This window comes from Paenibacillus terrae (genome assembly GCF_005217525.1).
Lineage (GTDB): Bacteria > Bacillota > Bacilli > Paenibacillales > Paenibacillaceae > Paenibacillus > Paenibacillus terrae_C.
Map to the genome: position 1 here is coordinate 483681 of NZ_PNXQ01000012.1, position 16245 is coordinate 499925.

16 protein-coding genes and 1 pseudogene are annotated in these 16245 nt (G+C 47.4%); 16 read left to right on the plus strand and 1 reads right to left on the minus strand.

Annotated elements, in window-relative coordinates:
* Positions 1 to 3 precede the first annotated feature (3 nt).
* Genes tsaB through tsaD form a run of 3 tightly spaced genes read left to right on the plus strand, consistent with a single transcriptional unit; the run spans position 4 to position 2434 of the window.
* Positions 4 to 840 (plus strand): tRNA (adenosine(37)-N6)-threonylcarbamoyltransferase complex dimerization subunit type 1 TsaB, encoded by an 837-nt coding sequence (gene tsaB / locus C1I60_RS12285; protein WP_137061961.1) that lies wholly within the window; start codon positions 4 to 6, stop codon positions 838 to 840.
* Positions 841 to 857: 17 nt separating this feature from the next.
* Entirely contained in the window at positions 858 to 1373 is a 516-nt protein-coding gene (gene rimI, locus C1I60_RS12290) for a ribosomal protein S18-alanine N-acetyltransferase (protein ID WP_137061962.1), read from the plus strand.
* A complete protein-coding gene (tsaD, locus tag C1I60_RS12295) occupies positions 1370 to 2434 on the plus strand; it encodes a tRNA (adenosine(37)-N6)-threonylcarbamoyltransferase complex transferase subunit TsaD (RefSeq protein ID WP_137061963.1) in 1065 nt (354 codons plus the stop codon). The genes rimI and tsaD overlap by 4 nt, the downstream gene beginning before the upstream one ends.
* A gap of 726 nt (positions 2435 to 3160) precedes the next feature.
* On the opposite strand, the gene C1I60_RS12300 is transcribed toward tsaD, so the two are convergent.
* A complete protein-coding gene (locus tag C1I60_RS12300; protein ID WP_137062262.1) occupies positions 3161 to 5119 on the minus strand; it encodes an ABC-F family ATP-binding cassette domain-containing protein in 1959 nt (652 codons plus the stop codon).
* Between the two features lie 274 nt (positions 5120 to 5393).
* On the opposite strand from C1I60_RS12300, the gene C1I60_RS12305 reads away from it, so the two are divergent.
* The 13 genes and pseudogenes from C1I60_RS12305 to C1I60_RS25595 all read left to right on the plus strand — a co-directional run.
* A complete protein-coding gene (locus tag C1I60_RS12305) occupies positions 5394 to 6053 on the plus strand; it encodes a 5-formyltetrahydrofolate cyclo-ligase (protein ID WP_137061964.1) in 660 nt (219 codons plus the stop codon).
* Positions 6054 to 6091: 38 nt separating this feature from the next.
* Complete coding sequence (moaC, locus tag C1I60_RS12310) at positions 6092 to 6580, plus strand: cyclic pyranopterin monophosphate synthase MoaC (RefSeq protein WP_137061965.1); 489 nt, start codon at positions 6092 to 6094, stop codon at positions 6578 to 6580.
* A 113-nt stretch (positions 6581 to 6693) separates the two neighbouring features.
* Positions 6694 to 7176 (plus strand): MogA/MoaB family molybdenum cofactor biosynthesis protein, encoded by a 483-nt coding sequence (locus C1I60_RS12315; protein WP_013309212.1) that lies wholly within the window; start codon positions 6694 to 6696, stop codon positions 7174 to 7176.
* A gap of 134 nt (positions 7177 to 7310) precedes the next feature.
* Complete coding sequence (locus C1I60_RS12320) at positions 7311 to 7562, plus strand: twin-arginine translocase TatA/TatE family subunit (RefSeq protein WP_137061966.1); 252 nt, start codon at positions 7311 to 7313, stop codon at positions 7560 to 7562.
* Positions 7563 to 7673: 111 nt separating this feature from the next.
* Positions 7674 to 8444, plus strand: a complete 771-nt coding sequence (tatC, locus tag C1I60_RS12325; protein ID WP_137061967.1) for a twin-arginine translocase subunit TatC — start codon at positions 7674 to 7676, stop codon at positions 8442 to 8444.
* A gap of 385 nt (positions 8445 to 8829) precedes the next feature.
* Complete coding sequence (gene groES, locus C1I60_RS12330) at positions 8830 to 9111, plus strand: co-chaperone GroES (RefSeq protein WP_007429271.1); 282 nt, start codon at positions 8830 to 8832, stop codon at positions 9109 to 9111.
* A gap of 71 nt (positions 9112 to 9182) precedes the next feature.
* The gene (groL, locus tag C1I60_RS12335) at positions 9183 to 10811 is read left to right on the plus strand and encodes a chaperonin GroEL (RefSeq protein WP_025685232.1); all 1629 of its coding nucleotides are present in this window, start codon (positions 9183 to 9185) and stop codon (positions 10809 to 10811) included.
* 123 nt (positions 10812 to 10934) lie between these two features.
* On the plus strand, positions 10935 to 11129 hold the full coding sequence (locus tag C1I60_RS12340) for a hypothetical protein (protein WP_137061968.1): 195 nt from the start codon (positions 10935 to 10937) through the stop codon (positions 11127 to 11129).
* Between the two features lie 173 nt (positions 11130 to 11302).
* Positions 11303 to 12652, plus strand: a complete 1350-nt coding sequence (locus C1I60_RS12345; RefSeq protein ID WP_289306524.1) for an MATE family efflux transporter — start codon at positions 11303 to 11305, stop codon at positions 12650 to 12652.
* 60 nt (positions 12653 to 12712) lie between these two features.
* Positions 12713 to 13507, plus strand: a complete 795-nt coding sequence (locus C1I60_RS12350; RefSeq protein WP_137061970.1) for a DeoR/GlpR family DNA-binding transcription regulator — start codon at positions 12713 to 12715, stop codon at positions 13505 to 13507.
* Positions 13508 to 13773: 266 nt separating this feature from the next.
* Positions 13774 to 14754, plus strand: coding sequence for a CehA/McbA family metallohydrolase (locus C1I60_RS12355; RefSeq protein ID WP_137061971.1), 981 nt, complete (start codon positions 13774 to 13776; stop codon positions 14752 to 14754).
* Positions 14751 to 15710: a CehA/McbA family metallohydrolase gene (locus C1I60_RS12360; RefSeq protein WP_137061972.1), complete on the plus strand. Its 960-nt coding sequence runs from the start codon at positions 14751 to 14753 to the stop codon at positions 15708 to 15710. The genes C1I60_RS12355 and C1I60_RS12360 overlap by 4 nt, the downstream gene beginning before the upstream one ends.
* Before the next feature lie 11 nt (positions 15711 to 15721).
* Positions 15722 to 16245: pseudogene (locus tag C1I60_RS25595) on the plus strand (aminotransferase class V-fold PLP-dependent enzyme); the annotation flags it as partial.

The following is a 16245-nucleotide window of genomic DNA, read 5'->3' on the forward strand; positions in this document are numbered from 1 at the left end:
ACCATGCAAAGAGAGCATACAGATGAGAATGTAAAGCCGCGTGAGCGGTTTTTGGCGTTAGATACAGCGACGACTGTGATGGCGGCCGCCCTGATGGACGGAAAAGAGTTACTGGGAGAAAGCAATGTCTTTGGCGAACGCAATCACTCGGTGCACGTGATTTCCGAATTGGAACGGCTTCTGAACGAAGACGGGCTGACACGGGATGATGTAGACGGCATTGCGGTGGGTGTCGGACCGGGGTCCTACACAGGTATTCGCATTGCCGTGACCGCAGCGAAAACACTCGCTTGGGCCTGGGGTGTTCCGGTGACATCCGTATCCACTTTGCATGCGCTGGCCTGGGGCGGTTGGAGTCGCGGCACCGAGTCGCAGGAGCAAGAAGTTATAAATGAGTTAGCAAGTAAACACTTGGCTGGAGAGCAGGCGGCAGACTGGATCGTTCCAGTGCTCGATGCAAGACGCGGACAGGTTTACACAGGCTTGTTCGCAGCGAATGTGGACGGCAATACCGGGATTCCGCAGCGTCTGGAACCGGATGCGATCCGATTGATGGCCACTTGGACTGAGGACCTGCTGCAACGGCTGGAGGCTTTGCCGTCCGAACAGCGCCCTGCGGTCATTTGGCTGGTTGGTGAAACGGCGGTTCACGCAGAAACAGCCGAGCGCCTGCGTGCATGGAGCGAGCTTCGTATCGTACCGTATGAGCTGGAAGGAAGATGGGTTGGCCGTCTTGGGGCGGATAAGCTGCTTTGTCAGGAACATGACGAGTTACATACGCTGGTTCCAAACTATACCCAGTTGGCGGAGGCGGAAGCCAATCTGCTTCGTCAGCGCTGAAGAGAGCGGTGAACAACATGGCAAAGAACATACAACGGGAAGAAAAGCTAGAGTTTCGACTGATGCAGCTGGATGATATTCCCGATGTGTTGGCGATTGAGCATGAAGCGTTCACGCTGCCGTGGACGGAAGAAGCGTTCCGCAATGAATTGACGATAAATCATTTTGCTAAATATATGATTATGGAGCTGAACGGACAGGCCATCGGCTACGCAGGGATGTGGACGATTATGGACGAGGCCCATATTACGAATATAGCCGTTCGTGAGGCCTATCGCGGGCGCAAGCTTGGAGATAAGCTGCTGGACGAGCTAATGCAAACCGCCTCTTATCTGGGGATGGAACGCATGACGCTGGAGGTACGGGTGACGAATCGGATTGCTCAGGGCTTGTATGAGAAAAAGGGCTTTAAGCCAGCGGGTGTCCGCAAGGGCTATTATTCGGATAATAACGAGGATGCCGTGATCATGTGGGCGGATCTTCCCGCACACGGGCCATCCGGTGAACAGGAAGGAAGCGTGCAGAAGCAATGACGCAGGAGGAAAAAGCAGGTACAGGCGCCGCCTCTGGCGAGCCTTGCTATATACTGGCAGTGGAAACGAGTTGTGACGAGACAGCTGTGTCCGTCGTGAAAAATGGCACCGAGGTGCTTTCTAACCTGATTTCCAGTCAGATTGAAACACATAAAGCCTTTGGCGGAGTTGTGCCGGAGGTAGCATCCCGCAAGCATGTGGAGAGCATTACCTACATGCTGGACGAGGCCATGCAAGCATCGGGAATTACGCCCCGCGAGCTTTCGGCGGTTGCCGTGACGCAAGGGCCGGGACTGGTTGGTGCGTTGCTGGTGGGCATTGTTGCTGCCAAGAGCGCTGCCATGGCGTTCGGCAAGCCGTTGATTGGAACACATCATATCGCAGGACATATTTATGCAAATCAGTTGGAGCATAAAATCGTATATCCGTGCATCGCACTGGTCGTGTCGGGAGGACACACGGAGCTGGTATGGATGGAGTCTGAGGGTCATTTTCACCTGATTGGGCGCACGCGGGATGATGCGGTTGGGGAAGCCTATGACAAGGTAGCCCGGGCTATTGGATTTCCGTATCCCGGCGGTCCGCACGTAGATCGAACGGCTCATGAATCCGAGGAAGCTATCACCTTGCCCCGTGCATGGTTGGAGCCGGATTCTTATGATTTTAGCTTCAGCGGCTTGAAATCGGCGGTATTGAATGTGATCAACCAGACGAAAATGCGTGGAGAAACTGTTCATGCCGGAGCTATCGCAAGAGGCTTTCAAGAGTCGGTCGTGGAGGTGCTGGTAGAAAAAGCGATTCGTGCTATGCGTGAATACGGCGCGAAGCAACTGCTGCTATGCGGCGGTGTTGCCGCCAATCGCGGACTGCGGACGGCACTTCACGAACGTTGTGAGCGTGAAAGTATCGAGTTACTTGTGCCATCTATGAAATATTGTACGGATAATGCAGCCATGATTGGTGCGGCTGCTTACGCCAAGTGGAAGCGTGGCGAATTCACCTCACTGGACATGAAAGCTGATCCTGGGCTGTCTCTGGAAGAGTGGTCCGTTCAATCTTAATTGAAGAGGCATTAGGCGAGTGAGCAGAAGGTAAGTGAAGAAAGTAGAAAGAATATTGGGACATGACTCGTTTGGGTCGTGTCTTTTTATGTTTCATATAAGCTGAACTCGAAAAATGCTTATACAGATGAACCCATTTCATAATACCCTCAGTAGCTTTAATAAAGAGTACATATAGATCAAAGTGCTTTAGATTGTCTATATGTAGTATACATTTCGTTGACTTAATCATTTATGAAATGGATTCAGATCTATATATAAAATTCAAGAGGTATAAATACAGGATTTTGAGCAGGTGAATTTCCGTGTCTAATTTCCCCGCAGCGTTCGTCATGATGTTGCACGGTTTTTCAGCATTCATCAAAAAAAACTGAAATTTAATACTCCCCGAACAATGATATGATTTGTCAAGTTGTGAACAAAGTTATCCACATATTCCATCGAAAATGTGGATAATTAAGCTCAAAGCAAGCGGATTAAGACTTTTCTAGGATACAAGAACAGGGGACATTTTGTATCTTTAGGTTTTGTAAAATCTGTGGATAATGTGGATAAAAGAGTGGATAAATTTGGTTTTCATATGAAAATGGCTTTTTATCAATAAAAAAATGGCCCCAAAGGCCATTTTTCAATACATTTCATGCACATATTCTGTGGATATCTTTGTGTATAAAAAGACGGATGGAGCAAATGTGAAATTTTTAAGTCCATATTTTAAAGCATGCCTTATTCTTCTAACAGTTCCTCCCATGATGCGTAGGTTGCTGTCAATTCATGCTTGCGTGCGTCAAGCTGCGCCTGAATATCCTGAAGCGCTGTGTAATCCTGATAAACTTCCGGTAGAGTCATTTGCACCTCCAACCCGGTAATTTGCTCTTCCAGCTCTTTGATTTGATTTTCTAGTGTCTCCAGCTTGCGCTGGCGACTACGTTCTTCGCTCTTGGCCTGTTTGTCTGCGGCATAGGCTGCTGCACCTGTTTTGGGTGTTGTCTCATCCGTTGCGGATACAGTAGATGCTTTGCTGCGTGTTGCCTGACTGGCCTCCAGCGCTTCCTGCGCAATCTCCTCCAGCTCCTGCTTTTTGTCTACATAGTCATCATAATTCCCCAGGAAATGTTCTATCCCTCCAGGATGAAGCTCAATGACACGTTCCGCCATTTTGTTAAGGAAGTAACGGTCATGGGAGATGAACAGCAGCGTGCCGTCATAGTCGATTAGGGCAGCCTCCAGCACTTCTCTACTGAACAGGTCGAGATGGTTGGTAGGCTCATCGAGAATCAGCACATTGGCTTCGCGCAGCATTAGCTTGGCGAGAGAGACACGGGCTTTTTCACCGCCGCTTAATGTGGCTACCTTTTTGAGCACATCGTCACCGCTGAACAGGAAGTTGCCCAGCACTGTGCGTATCCGCGCTTCCTCCATATGGGGGTATTCGCTCCATAGCTCCTCCAGCACTGTATTGGCCGGGTTCAGGTTCGTTTGCTCCTGATCATACAGGCCGATTTTGATTTTTGTGCCCCAGTGAATCGACCCGGCAGCAGGCTTTAACGTTCCGGTCAGGCATTTGAGCAGCGTTGATTTTCCGATTCCGTTCGGGCCAATCAGCGCAACGGTATCGCCGCGTTTTAAGTCGAAGGATGCATGCTGAAATAGCGGTTTTTTACCTTCATAGGCGACGGAGAGGTCACGTACCTCCAGTACTTCCTTTCCCGACATATAAGCTGTTTCAAAGGAAAAATGGGCTTTTTTCAGATCCCCCATCGGCCGATCCATTCGATCCATTTTATCCAGCTGCTTGCGGCGACTCTGGGCGCGTTTGGTCGTGGAAGCCCGTACGATATTGCGTTGTACGAATGCCTCCAGACGGGCAATTTCCCCTTGCTGCTTCTCATAGTGCTTGAGATTAGTTTCGTACTCGGCAGCTTTCAGCTCCATATATCGACTGTAGTTACCTGTATACCGGGTCGAACGATGACGCTCGATTTCGATAATGGTCGTCACCAGTCGATCAAGAAAATAACGATCATGGGATACGACCAGCAGCGAGCCGGAATAGCCGCGCAAATAATCTTCCAGCCAGGTCAGTGTTTGAATGTCCAGATAGTTGGTCGGCTCATCCAGCATGAGTACGTCAGGGGCGAGCAGCAGGATGCGGGCCAGCGCGAGACGTGTTTTCTGTCCACCGCTCAGTGTGGATACAGGCGTTTCCGGTGCAAACGAGCCAAAGCCCATACCATGAAGCACACTGCGAATGCGTGTCTCCATTTCATAGCCACCGTGATCCTTGAACCAGTCCGACCTTCTCGCATATCTTTCCAGCAGGTCTGCATAGCGCTTCTCGTTCTGCGCATTAGCCGGGTCAGCGATTTCCTGCTCCATGTGCCGCAGTTCCCGCTCTGCTTCGATCAGCGGAGTGAACACCAGCATCATTTCTGCCCATATGGATCGGTCGGAGTTCAAGCCGCTGTTTTGTGCCAGATAACCAATACTGGTTTCCTTCGCCTTGAAAATTTGCCCACCGTCATAGGATATTTCACCAGCGATGATTTTGAGCAATGTTGATTTGCCCGCGCCGTTCACACCTACCAGTCCAATACGTTCACGTTCCAATATTTGAAGGTTAATCCCGTCCAGAACGGGCTCAATTCCATAGGATTTCATAATTCCGGTTACTTGCAATAGCATCGCGTATCGTTCCTCCATTACATTATGCACAGTTTTCCCCGCTTTCTCCGCAGGGCGTCTGCCTTCCAGTTTACATGAAAATACCCACTATTGCACTGCTATCACCCAGTAAACCCTTGAGCCGCGTGTAGTCAATTTGTATAAACAATGATAAACTTAAACGAGAACTGAAAAAAAATGAAAAAAGCTTGCAAGGTACAAGATTTACTGACAATTGAACAAATAGTAACGTTTTAAAGCATTATCGACGATTGTGCGGGAGGACGGATATTTTTTGAATGTCTGTAGTGTGAAGAACGCGCTGCGCTTGCAGCAACGGGAGGCGCGGGATTCCCTGGACCGGCTGACGCGGCAGGAGGCATCGGCTGTGGCCAGTCGGCATGCAATTGAGGCATGGGAGCAGCTTAGAATAGACAGAAACGGAGATAGGCTGACGGTATTTAGCTATCTTTCTTTTGGCAGCGAGATTTCTACGACTCCCTTTATCGAGCATTGCTGGTCACGGGGGGACCGTGTGCTGGCTCCGAGAGTGGACCCGGTGACCCGGACCATGGAGCTGAGGCAGATGGGTCAGCACGGCGATATCGTGCCCGGCATGTGGAACATTCCTGAGCCTGCGCCCACATGCGAGAAATGGGTGCCTGAAATGTGGTCGGAAATCGACTGGGTTGTCGTGCCGGGTTTGGCTTTTGACCGTCATGGTGGCAGAATCGGCTACGGCGGGGGCTACTATGATCGTTTCACCGTACAGGTAGAGGCGCAGAAGTGTGACAACGGCAATGCAGGTCCGCTTTATGTTTCGCTGCTGCTGCCGGGACAATTGCAGGAGCAGGTACCCATGGAGCCGGGAGATTTGAGGGTGGATGTGCTTTTTACCCCGGAAGGTCCCATACATTGCGATATTGCAAAGTCAGAAAAAACAAACGATGAATGAAGCGAAGTATGGCATGTGAAAGGAGCTGTGAGGGAGTCGTGGATTCCTTTACTCATTTTAACGAACAGGGACGAGCTCGTATGGTGGATATTTCGGGCAAAGCATCCACGGTTCGTACAGCAGTCGCCGTGTCGCGGATTACGATGAATCCGGCTACGCTCACGGCTGTGAAAGAAGGAAGGATTGGCAAGGGCGATGTTCTTGCTGTGGCCCAGGTCGCCGGGATTCAAGGCGCGAAAAAAACGTCGGACTGGATTCCGATGTGCCATCCGCTGGCCCTGACGGGCGTGAATATTACGTTTTCTGATAACGGACATGATGTGCTTCATATTGAAGCCGAAGTGAAGACTGAGGGCAAGACAGGTGTGGAAATGGAAGCTTTGACAGCGGCTTCAGCCGCAGCGTTAACCGTATATGATATGTGCAAGGCGCTGCAAAAAGATATGATCATCGGCCCTACCATGCTGCAATCGAAAACAGGTGGCAAGCATGGGGATTTTCAAAGGGAGGACCACCGGGAGCCTTGACATAGCCATACATGTCGCCTAGAGGGTACTGTGATGTGATGGAGGATGCAGCGTGGCTGTTTCTGATTTTCAGAAGAGAAAGTATTCTTTCATGATAGGAGAAGGGTGATCTTATGGTGTGGAAAACGGCGATCCTGACAGCCAGTGATAAAGGGGCGAGGGGAGAGCGGGAGGATACAAGCGCACAGGTCATCCGGGAACTCATCGAAGAAGAACTGGGCGGAGAGATTGTGGAGTACCGGATCGTTCCCGATGAACCGGATGAAATTATTGCGGCTTTAATCGAAATGACCGATTATTTTCATGCAGACCTGGTGCTGACGACGGGTGGAACCGAACTGGCGATCCGTGATGTGACACCCGAGGCGACTCGGCGGGTCGTGGAACGGGAAGTACCCGGCATGGCGGAGGCGATGCGTATGATTGTGATGCAGAAAAATCCGGCGGCCATGCTTTTTCGTGGCATCGTAGGGATCCGGGGGCGTACGCTGATCGTGAATTTGCCGGGAACGCCCAAGGGTGTGCATGAAAATTTGGCGGCTATTATGGACCAGTTGCCAGAGGCGCTTCTCATGGTGACAGGCCAGTTCCGGTAGAAGGCAGTATGCTGAGTGTGATATGATATCCGTAAGAATTTACATGACTGTATGCGAGCAAACCATACAAGAAACATACAACGGACAAGTAGGGTACGTAGTTTTTGCCCGTCATCATAAGGAGGATAACACTCATGCCTAATATCGGAGCACCGGGTTATATTTTGTTAATCATTCTGGCGCTGCTGCTATTCGGACCGAACAAGCTGCCTGAGTTGGGTCGCGCTGTAGGGCGTACATTCCGTGAGTTTAAAAACGGAGCACGTGATATTTTGTCTGAAGACCAACGGGCTGAACACAAAGACAGTAAGGACAGCGTAGTCAAGGCATCCCAGACAGCAGCTCCAGAAGTGCAGCCCCAGCCAGAGGATAAACGGTTGTCTTAGGTTAGTTTCATTGTTAATGCTTTTACAATTTCAAGAAGAGCCTCTTCTCCAGGGAAGGGCTTTATTTTTTAGGAGGCGCATCTGCGTTCGATCAAGGAAGGAGGAATGAGTGTGATCCCGCCAGAGCATGAAATGCCGCTCATGGAGCATCTAGGCGAGCTACGCCGTAGGATCATTTATGTGCTGAGTGTATTTGTTCTGGCACTGGCTGGTGGTTTGTTCGCCGCAGGTCCTGTCTATGACTGGCTTATTCGCTCCGGTTCGGCGCAGGCTTTTCAGCTGAATGCATTTTCCTTCTGGGACGGAATAGGCATCTACATGAAGATCGCCATGCTGATCGGAATTGCGGTTGCACTGCCGTTTGCATGCTACCAGCTGTGGAAGTTTGTTAGTCCCGGCTTGCGACCGCAAGAACGGAATGCGACTTTGCGGTATGTGCCTTATGTGTTGCTGCTGTTTGTGATTGGTGCAGCTTTTGCCTATTTTATTGTTTTCCCGATGGCGATTCAGTTTACCTCGTCTGTCACCAAAAGCATGGGACTGCATGAAACGTACGGTATTGCTCAATATTTCACCTTCATGTTTAATATTGTGCTGCCTGTGGCTTTATTGTTTGAACTACCGCTGCTCATCATGTTCCTGACAGGTATTCGGGTACTCACTCCGATGAGGCTTCGCAAATGGCGGAAAATTTCTTATTTTCTGCTTGTTTTTGTTGCTGTCGTCATAACTCCCCCGGATTTTATCTCCGACTTTCTGGTGGCGATCCCGTTACTGGTACTGTATGAAGTGAGTGTGTACATGTCGGCAGTGGTATATCGCAGACAGTTGCGCGCTGACGAGGAACGGGAGGCACAATTGCGTATAGCGCCAGAGCGATAATGGGCAGGAACCCGAATTTCCGTGCAAAACGGTATTTTAGGGTTCTGGAGCTGCATGGCAATTTGCCGAACATGAAGATCAGGAATCAGCAGATCATTAAAAGCAGCAGCTTGGCTGCCTTGAAAACAGCTCATAAAAGATAGCAGCTTCGTTGCATAAAAATAACCATTAGCCTGAGGTAACGGTTATTTTTATGACGGATGGATATAATCGAGAAGGGCCGTCCATAAAAATTCCCATAAAAAATACATAAGGGACTTGAAATTCAATCTCAAGTTGAGTATCATAAAGTTGGTTGTTAGCACTGACGAGTGTCGAGTGCTAACACATACAGCATAACAACCGTATAACGGAATAAAACACTTAATAAGGAGGCTATTTTTTCATGATCAAACCTTTGGGTGAACGCGTATTGGTGGAGGCAATTGAGCAAGAGACAACGACTTCCTTCGGAATCGTACTTCCTGACTCTGCTAAGGAAAAGCCGCAAGAAGGCAAAATTATCGCGGTTGGCGCAGGCGCATTGAAAGACGGTGCCCGCATTCCTCTGGAAGTAAAAGAAGGCGACCGTGTAATCTTCTCTAAATACGCTGGAACGGAAATCAAATATGAAGGTAAAGAATATTTGATTATGAAAGAAAGCGATATCCACGCGATCATTGGTTAACCGGAATCCGGACAAGACCTGAATATAGGAATCGAACAAATCATTCATAATCCATGGGAGGTTTATCGTAAATGGCAAAAGACATTAAATTTAGTGAAGACGCTCGTCGCTCCATGCTTCGCGGGGTAGATGCATTGGCTAACGCTGTTAAAGTAACACTCGGACCGAAAGGCCGTAACGTTGTACTGGAGAAAAAATTCGGTAGCCCGCTCATTACCAATGACGGTGTAACGATCGCAAAAGAAATCGAATTGGAAGACGCGTTCGAAAACATGGGCGCTCAACTGGTTAAAGAAGTAGCAACCAAAACCAACGATGTAGCTGGTGATGGTACGACAACCGCTACTGTTTTGGCTCAAGCCCTCATCACAGAAGGTTTGAAAAATGTAACTGCTGGAGCAAGCCCAATCGGTATCCGTAAAGGGATCGACAAAGCGGTTAAAGCTGCTGTTGCTGAACTGCAAGCCATCTCCAAGCCAATCGAAAGCAAACAATCCATTGCACAAGTAGCCGGTATTTCCGCTGCTGATGATGAAGTAGGCGAACTGATCGCTGAAGCTATGGAAAAAGTGGGCAAAGACGGTGTGATCACGGTTGAAGAATCCCGCGGTTTTGCAACGGAGCTGGAAGTGGTTGAAGGTATGCAGTTTGACCGTGGCTACATTTCCCCGTACATGATTACAGATACGGACAAAATGGAAGCTGTGCTGGACAATCCGTATATCCTGATCACAGACAAAAAAATCACAAACACACAAGAAATTTTGCCTTTGCTTGAGAAAATCGTACAACAAGGCAAACCGCTCGTGCTGATCGCTGAAGACATCGAAGGCGAAGCGCTGGCTATGCTCGTTGTTAACAAACTGCGTGGTACATTCAATGCTGTAGCTGTTAAAGCTCCTGGCTTTGGTGACCGTCGCAAAGCAATGCTGCAAGATATCGCTGCCCTGACAGGCGGTCAAGTAATTACGGAAGAACTGGGTCTGGACCTGAAAACTGCTTCCGTAGACCAACTGGGTACAGCACGTCAAGTGCGTATCACGAAGGAAAATACGATTGTGGTTGACGGCGCTGGAAACAAAGCCGACATCGACGCTCGTGTTAGCCAAATCCGTACACAACTGGAAGAAACGACTTCCGAGTTCGACAAAGAGAAACTGCAAGAGCGTCTGGCTAAATTGTCCGGCGGCGTAGCGGTTATCAAAGTCGGTGCGGCTACTGAAACAGAATTGAAAGAACGCAAACTGCGCATCGAAGATGCCCTGAACGCAACCCGTGCTGCGGTTGAAGAAGGTATCGTATCCGGTGGTGGTGTAGCGCTCCTGAACGTATACAGCGCTGTTGCAGCCGTTGAACTGCAAGGCGACGAGCAAACAGGCGTGAACATCGTATTGCGCGCTCTGGAAGCTCCAATCCGCACGATCGCTGCTAACGCGGGTGAAGAAGGCTCCGTAATCGTTGAGCGTCTGAAACGCGAAAAAGTTGGCGTAGGCTTTAACGCAGCTACTGGCGACTGGGTGAACATGATCGACGCTGGTATCGTTGACCCTGCAAAAGTAACTCGTTACGCACTGCAAAACGCTGCTTCCGTAGCAGCTATGTTCCTGACTACCGAAGCGGTTATCGCTGACAAGCCAGAACCAGAAAAGGCAGCAATGCCTGATATGGGCGGCATGGGTGGAATGGGCGGAATGATGTAATTTTTCAGCCCTTACATTTGTGAAATAGTTTAGGCTATTTTCGCTCATTGTGAGAACTGGTTACGTGAAAAACTAATTTGTAAAGTATAGACTACTTCCTAAACCAAGGAGGTAGTCTTTTCTATGTTATTGAAATTTGCTTTTCAGGATTTTTTTGATGATACACGTTTCAAAAATACAACGCAGAAGAACATTGAAACTATCAAGCCATGTTTGGTGAGTTTGTGGAGTTTATTTGTGATAGGTGGACATTTTGCGATGGAAATTAAAGGATTAGTAAAGGTCATGATTTCTCTCCCTCATGCATTGACTAAATGACAAGCAATATGTATGATGAGTAAGGCAACATAAAAGCAACTAAAACAACAATGATACTATAGTTAAACAAACAGAACGAAGTGAAAAACATGCGAGGTATCGTACAATTTGAATGTGAATGAGGGATATGCTTGGGAGAGGGTATGATCAGAAAGTCTGGGTTTACTTGGGAGATGAAAGGGTTAGTTATTCCTTCTGTGCTACAAATGCTTGTTGCTAATTCATTTTCGTTAGTGAATATGCTAATGGTGACCAATCTAGGTGATGGGGCGGTGGCTGTTACTGCTGCTGTGGGCAGAATCAGCTTTATTTTATCGATGATCCTTACGGCAGTCTACGGGATGACCGCGTACATAACCCAGTACCATGGAAAACAGCAGCATACGCTTATGCGAGCAACATTCGGTTTTATGCTGTTGACGGGAATTTGCATCAGTCTTTTGTCATTTGTTGTAGTATGGATTTGGAAGGAGCCGATTCTTTCTCTATTTATTAAGGACGATGAGCTACTGCCGCTTGGTATTCAATATGTCACGATTATGGTTTTTGTTTTTGTAATCAGTGCGATTAGAGATGCTTATGCCCAAGCGCTGGGATCTTTGGGGAAGGTTAAGATAACGTTATATGTCGGTTTATGTGCAATGGCGATTAATATTACACTCGACTATGGGCTGATTTACGGGAAGTTGGGTTTACCCAACCTGGGTGTTGCAGGAGCGGCATGGGGAACGTTGATAGCTTCAGGTACGAGTCTTCTGTTTTTGTTTGTTTTCATTTATTGCAAATCGTATTATTTAAATATTCGATTCCAAGAGCTGTTCAGTTTACCTCTGATACTACGCAAGCAGGTGGTGAAAACGATAACCCCACTAGTGTTTCATGAAGGAATGTGGTCGATCGGAAATATGCTGTATGCCGTAGCTTTTGGATCATTAAGCATCGCGGCATTGACTACATTCCAGCTTGCGAATACGCTACAAGGGTATTTTATGATGGGGATTCACGGATTTGCCTACGCGGCAAAAGTGATGATCGGACAAAAGCTGGGACAGGACAAGCAGGAGCAAGCGCTGGATTATGCTCGCAGATTTACTCGGATTTCGGTCATTGCGGGTATAATCGTTAGTGTTGTCATGATGATGGTTTCGCCGTTTGTGTCCTTTATTTTTCCTTACTTAAGTGAGGAGGTTCACACTTCTTTAGGAAATATCCTTCTGCTGCAGGCTGTGGCAATGACCGCATTTTTCTTGAATAATGTATGGATTGTCGGTATGTTTAGAGCAGGTGGAGATAATTTGTTTACGATGAGTATGATTTTAATTACAACATGGGCCATTGCATTACCGGCAGTATTTGTTGGGGCATATGTGCTCCGTCTGTCGCCGGAATGGGTGTATGCATTATTTTTGTGTGAAGAGATAAGTAAGGCCTTCATAGGGTATAAACGTTATCGCTCCCAGAAATGGATGCGGAATTTGGTTAAGAATGTCCCTGAGACGCCTTCCTCGGCGTTATCTTTATAATGTCCAAGTGAGTGTCTAAATGCGTGGGAATAGTAGCTAGGAAGAATAGGAGGATTTGCAATGTCTCTCGCGGGTGAAGAAAGAAAGCTAAGTATTATGAACATGCTAAACGAGCATGGGAAGGTCATTGCGGGCGACCTGGCACGCATGTTCGAGGTTACAACAGAAACGATTCGTAGAGATTTGGATGAGCTGGAGAAGGAGAATAAGCTCAAGAAAGTATATGGCGGTGCGATCAAGCTGAAGGTAGAGGTAGAGCCAGCATTGTTTGAAAGAGCCTGTATTAACCAAGAGGCGAAGGAGAAAATTGGATATCTTGCTTTTACACTAATTGATGATCATGACGTTATCTTTATAGATGAAGGCACGACACCGCTTCAGATTATCCCGTATCTATCTCAGAAGCAGCAGGTTACCGTTCTAACGAGCTCAATCTCTGCCATGATGTCCTTGATCGAGCTCAAGAAACGAGAGCAATTCGATGGCCGAATTATTATGCTTGGCGGCGAAGTGAGTGTGAAGCATCTCCGTGTATCAGGTGCTATTGCAGAAGCAAATATGTCGGATTTTTTTGTGAATAAGGCATTTGTAACTGTAGATGCCTTATCGATGGAGCATGGATTTACAAGCTATGACTATGAAAAAGCAACGTTAACTCGCAAATGGATTCAGCAGTCGGAAACGTCTATTGTTCTGGCGGATTCATCAAAATGGTACAAACGATCGATGGTTAAGATATGCGACTTCGAGAATGTCGATGTGGTTATTTCGGAACTGGAGCCTCCATCAGAATGGAAGGCCCGACTGGAAGACTCCAATACAAAATGGATGATGCCGAGTGAATCATATACGTGAGGCTTGATTCAGGCGTAAAGCTAGTAGAGAAGAAATTCCTTCTCTACTAGCTTTTTTTTTGTTGTTTGTTGTTGTGTTAAATTTGTAATCTCTATGTTAAATATTTGGGATCGCATTGTATTGATTGTTTTTTAGCAGTAGAATAATAAAAACAACATAAATAAAAATAAAAGCAATAAAAAGCATTTTTTTTATTGATGTTCATGATTTTGTGCTTCAGCAGGTTCCTAAGTAAACGGATGACTACAATAACAGGAGTGGTGACGATGAGAGACGCAGTGTATTTAGATAAAAGCAAACGAAAGTACAAAGGAAATTTGCACTTACACACGGCATGGTCAGATGGATCGCAAGAGGCGCTGGATGTTGTCGCTGCGTTCAAGGATAAGGGCTACGACTTTATCAGTATAACGGATCATGATGTATTCGTTCGTACGGCTGAATATGATACGGATTCTTTCATCGTGCTGCCAGGCATGGAAAGAGGAGGTTTGAATCACGTGCCGGATAAAGACTCTGGCTACCACTTTGGAGTGCTGGGTGATCCGACAATAGAGTCGGAGAAGGAACAATTTCATCATTTGCAATCGTTTGAGATTCCCATTCCTTGGGAGGGATCACAATCTCCGCAGAAGCTAATTGATGAAATGAAGGCTCATGGAAATCTCGTCATTTTCAATCACCCGGAATGGCATTTGACACGTTTCGAGGATATGGTTCAGTACGATGGATTTTTTGCGATTGAAATATACAATCATGCCACGGAATGGACGCCAAGTTCGTCTTATGGGGCGGCCTACTGGGATCATGCGCTTCAAAATGGCAAGCGTGTGTTTGGGATCGCTGCTGATGACTCGCACAATCATGACCCAAGCAGCAAAATTGCTGAGTATGGGGGCGGCTGGGTTTCTGTCGAGGCGGAGGAGCTTTCGCAGCAAGGGATTATAGATGCACTAAAGAAGGGAAAGTTTTATTCCAGTTCTGGACCTGAGATCCTGGATTATCGTGTGGAGGATGGGTTCGTCAACGTCGAGTGTTCGCCCTGCCAATATATTATGTTTAAAGCATTTCCACAACGCGGGCCGTTCCTCGTGCAATACGAGACAGGTGAGCTGATGACCTCTGGAAGCATGATGATTCAGAAGGACATGCAATATATTCGGGTCGAATGTGTGGACGAGAAGGGCAGAGTGGCATGGTCTAATCCGATCTTTGTGGGAGATTTGGCGGAGGAGGAACAACAATGAGAGATGCTGTTCTTTTGGATGCTGTCTGTCAAAAGTATAAAGGAAACATTCATGCACACTCTGTTCGCAGTGATGGCGAGTATACCGTAGAGCAAATGATAGAAGCCTATCGCTCTAAGGGCTATGATTTTATGTGCTTGAGTGACCATGAGATCTATTTTCATAGCGATGCGTATGACACGGAAACGTTTATTATGCTGGACGGCTATGAAATGGCTTGCGAGATGGAACGTAATACGACCGGTCAGCAGTATCATCTGCATGGACTTTTGGATCGCTCATTGTTGGCAGAGAAGCCTTTTCAGCATGATGAGGAACATGCAAAGCCGGATTATGAGAGCTTGGATACCATTCAGCAATTGATTGATGAAATGAAGAGCAAAGGAAATCTTGTCATTATGAATCATCCCGAATGGTCTAAAAATCGGGAAGAGGATTTGCTTAAACTTGAGGGCTATGCAGCGATCGAAATCTATAATCACCAATCCGAAATCCAAGAGGCGGTAGGTTATGGTGTATCCTACTGGGACTATGTACTCAAGCGAGGCAAGCAGGTAAACGCAATCGCCTCAGATGATGCTCACGGGGGGCCGACTGATATGGTGGTATCGGAATTTTATGGAGGTTGGATAGCTGTAGAGACCGATCAATTAGAGCAGCAGGCGATTATCGAGGCCATAAAAGCAGGTCATTATTATAGCTCCAATGGTCCCATGATCCATGATCTTCGCATTGAGAACGACAGGTTTAAAGTCAAGTGCTCTCCTGTACGAAGCATTCGTTTTATTACTTTCCCGGACAATGGCTTGGCTGAAATGGATCCGACGGGCCAATGCATCACCGAAGCCGAATATTTCATTCAAAATAATGAGCAATATGTACGAGTGGAATGTGTAGATGCTTCGGGCAGAGTAGCGTGGAGCAATCCGATCTATCCCAAGTCTGAATTGCAATGATTGGAGGAGCTATGAGTAACCCATATTTATTATTAACACCGGGTCCTTTATCGACAACGTCAACGGTCAAAGAGGCGATGCTAAAGGATTGGTGCACTTGGGATCATGAGTATAAGGCGATTGTCGAGCAGATTCGTCTGCAACTATTAGAGGTTGGCCGCACTTCTAACGAGCACTATGCCGCTCTGTTCATGCAGGGCAGTGGCACCTTCGGTATTGAAGCGACGCTTGGATCTGTCATTCCGAGTGAAGGCAAGCTGTTAATTTTGCAAAATGGCGCGTATGGGAAGCGCATCGAGGAAATCGCAAAGGTGCTCAAAGTTCACCATCTATCTCTTGTATTTGAAGCTAATACGCAGGTAGATCCACAAGCAGTGGAGAGGAAACTGGTTGAGGATGAAGCTATTACACATGTGGCCATGGTCCATTGTGAGACGACAACAGGCATTCTGAATCCGCTTGAGGCGGTGATGGGCGTAATTAAGCGAAATAATCGAATAGCAATAATTGATGCCATGAGCAGCTTTGGTGGCAT